The organism is Flavobacterium sp., assembly GCF_044368625.1.
Classification (GTDB): Bacteria; Bacteroidota; Bacteroidia; order Flavobacteriales; family Flavobacteriaceae; genus Flavobacterium.
The window spans coordinates 1-3,309 of record NZ_JBIPPD010000280.1 but is presented as its reverse complement, the minus strand read 5'-3'; the positions used below and the strand labels follow the sequence as shown (position 1 = coordinate 3,309).

The following is a 3,309-nucleotide window of genomic DNA, read 5'->3' as shown; positions in this document are numbered from 1 at the left end:
TGACTTATTTTCAGCATAAAGTTGAAATATTGACCTGTTTATAGGCAGTTACAATGCTTATTTCTAAAATCGTCAAAACTTTCGGATAGCAATGATATATTATAAATTTTATATTTGAATTTTGTCCTAATAAAACGCTAAGAAGCATCCAACTCCCGTTAAATTTTCTACTTTTGCAGCGTGTTAAATTCGATTAGAAATAGTAAAATGTTCCGGTTATTTTGTGCTTTTTTGGCACTTTATATTCTCAATTGTAGTGTTGACACAAGTGATCTTTACCGAAATGGTGTTACAGAGGATCTAACGATCAATCATCAGGAAAGTGTCGTGGAGTTGATTATCGAAAAAACATTAGGCTTCGAAAATGCCATTCCTGAACTTGATGATTCTGATGGAGAAAATCAGTCGGCATTAAAAAAAATGGCAACTGTTGATTTTTTCATTCTTCCCAACTACGGAGTAGAAATTGATTTTCTACCTCAACGGACTTGTAAAAACATTGGTTTTAGCAAAACATCTATTTTGCACACTTATTTCGAAATTCATTCTCCCCCACCGGAGGTTTAATTTGTTTTCTTTTTTTATATGCTTTACCGTTTTCCAAAATGGAAGCCGAAAGCTGTTATGTTTAACAAATTATTCAAATTCTAATGAAAAATACATTTTCAAGAACACTTTATTTTACCATTATCATGCTGGTTTTCAGCATCAATTTGGCGCAAGCCCAAACCGAAAAAGAACAAAAAAACACCATAGACAGCTTGTATATCGAAGAAATTCAGGACAAAAAAGGTCCAGCAAAAGTATTACATGCCGAACCTTTGTACATCGATTTGATTCGCGATTTGGGAGCTCGAAAAGGAGAAAGAGAATGGAATGTGGGTTTTGGACTAACCGACAAAAACAATTATGACGAATATATGGCTTTGGTAGAATATGAATGGGCACCCATTGATCGCTTGGGTCTTGAGGTTGAATTGCCTTTTACGTTTTATCCTTCCAATACAAATGGAAATACTCCGGCAAGTAAACTCAACGGTTTAAAACTGGCCGCTCAGTATTCCTTTTTTGTTTCCGAAAAATTAAAACCTTCGTTAGCGTTTGGATACATTCATGCATTTGAATTGACCGATTTTAGTAATTATCCTAGCTCCAAATTATTTACGGGAAACATCTATAATCCCTTTTTTGTAGCTGCAAAACGCTGGGGAAACAATATTCACACATTGCTTTATACCGGACCAGCCATACAGCATCATTTTTACAACAACAGTACTTTTACCTCGTGGCAAATCAACAGCAATTTTCATTATATGATTCCGGGAACGCGAAATTTTATCGGGATTGAATTTAACAAAGAAGTCACCAAAACCGATTTTGACATGACCTTACGGCCCCAAATGAGGGTTAGCATTGCCGAAAATTTGCTAATTGGAATTGTAACTGGAATTCCCATCAATCGAGAAAACGAAAGATTTAGTTCGTTTCTGAGACTTATATACGAACCGGGACATTAGCATTATTTTTTTTTGAAAATAAACCAAAATATTTTTGGTTTAAAATGTAACAATACACAAAATGATGCGTCTATTACATTGCAATCATCCATCAAAAATTTAACAGAAAACCGTTTTGTGCACTTTTTAGTCATTTTAATAGTTACATAAAACAAATCGATTGTAGAGAGTTAGTTAAAAAACCCGAAGCGTAATTTACTTCGGGTTTTGCTTTTTTAAGCAGGAAAAATGTACCGCTAAAATTCTAAATTATTCAAATCCAAAAAAATCCAATTTCCAAGACTACGTTCTGGAATTTGGAATTCTTAAAATTGGATTTCCCACTATTACCAATTAATAATCACACTTCCCCACGTAAAACCACTTCCAAAAGCGGCTAAAACCACGGTGTCACCTGATTTTATTTTGCCTTGTTCCCACGCTTCGGTTAACGCTATTGGAATAGAAGCTGCCGTGGTGTTTCCGTATTTTTGGATGTTATTGTACACTTGATTGTCGGTCAAATTGAATTTTTGTTGAATGAATTGCGAAATGCGCAAATTTGCTTGGTGCGGAATCAACATGTCAATATCCGAAACTTGCAAATTATTGGCTTGCAAACCTTCATTGATAACTTCGGCAAAACGAACCACCGCATTTTTAAATACAAACTGGCCATTCATGTAAGGCAAATAACTTTCGTCGTTGGCTTTATCTTCCTCATTCAAGATATCTGTAACCCATCGACCGCCCATTCCTGGTGCTTTTACGATTAATTCCTCGGCGTGTTGTCCTTCCGAATGTAAATGGGTCGATAAAATTCCGGTTTCGTTGTTTTCCGAACGACTCAAAACTGCCGCTCCTGCTCCATCGCCAAAAATTACCGAAACGCCGCGACCACGAGTAGTCATGTCCAATCCCACCGAATGCACTTCCGAGCCGATGACCAGAATATTCTTATACATGCCCGTTTTAATATATTGATCGGCAATCGAAATGGCATACACAAAACCTGAACATTGGTTGCGAACATCAAGCGCGCCAACGGTTTTCAAACCCAAATCGCGCTGCACCAAAACACCTGGGCCTGGAAAATAATAATCGGGACTCAACGTGGCAAAAACTACAAAATCAATATCTTCCTTAGCAACACCCGAGCGTTTGATAGCAATTTTCGCCGCTTTGACACCCATTGTTGTTGTAGTATCTTCGCCTCGAATAATGTGACGCCGCTCCTGAATCCCCGTTCGTTCCTGAATCCATTCGTCTGTGGTTTCAATAATCTTGCTTAAATCATCGTTAGTCACGATATTATCTGGCACATAATAGCCCAGACCCGTTATCTTTGAATTATACATATACTATTTTTAATAAAAAAATTTAAATCAAAAATAGCAACTTCTTAATTAATTATGTACGATTTTGTACAATTTTTAAAATCTGTGGTATTTTAAGAATTAAAAAGGAGCTTTTCCAGCTGTCTGTTTTGTGTTTTCCTTGCTTAGTCCCGAAGTTTCGGGAGTAAGGAAAAGGATGCCACTTCCACCTGTCCCGATTCCGAAGTTTACGGACGGGCTAGAAGTTTACGGATTATGAACCTTTTCGGGTCTAAAATGCACCTTTTTCAAAGTTAAAGTGCAAGCTTAGGTTTTTATCAAAAAAAAATGTATATCCGTAATTGCTCATATTTTTGTATATTTGTTTCATAGATAAATTATTGGGTATGAATATTTTTAGTTTTGGAGTCGAATTTAGTAGTGAAGCCAATTGTATTGCGCATTTTAAAGCGGAACGCGATAAAATAGGTTTGAAA

General features: G+C 36.3%; 3 protein-coding genes. 2 read left to right on the top strand and 1 reads right to left on the bottom strand.

Annotated features, from left to right (window positions below):
* Positions 1-207: 207 nt before the first annotated feature.
* Together ACIQ2X_RS14875 and ACIQ2X_RS14870 are read left to right on the top strand one after the other, a co-directional pair.
* Positions 208-567 carry a hypothetical protein gene (locus ACIQ2X_RS14875; protein ID WP_396179740.1) on the top strand — a complete coding sequence of 120 codons (360 nt, stop codon included), beginning with the start codon at positions 208-210 and terminating at the stop codon, positions 565-567.
* 125 nt (positions 568-692) lie between these two features.
* The gene (locus tag ACIQ2X_RS14870) at positions 693-1,517 is read left to right on the top strand and encodes an HAEPLYID family protein (RefSeq protein ID WP_396179741.1); all 825 of its coding nucleotides are present in this window, start codon (positions 693-695) and stop codon (positions 1,515-1,517) included.
* 326 nt (positions 1,518-1,843) lie between these two features.
* On the opposite strand, the gene ACIQ2X_RS14865 is transcribed toward ACIQ2X_RS14870, so the two are convergent.
* A complete protein-coding gene (locus ACIQ2X_RS14865; protein WP_396179738.1) occupies positions 1,844-2,854 on the bottom strand; it encodes a 3-oxoacyl-ACP synthase III family protein in 1,011 nt (336 codons plus the stop codon).
* Between the last annotated feature and the right edge of the window lie 455 nt (positions 2,855-3,309).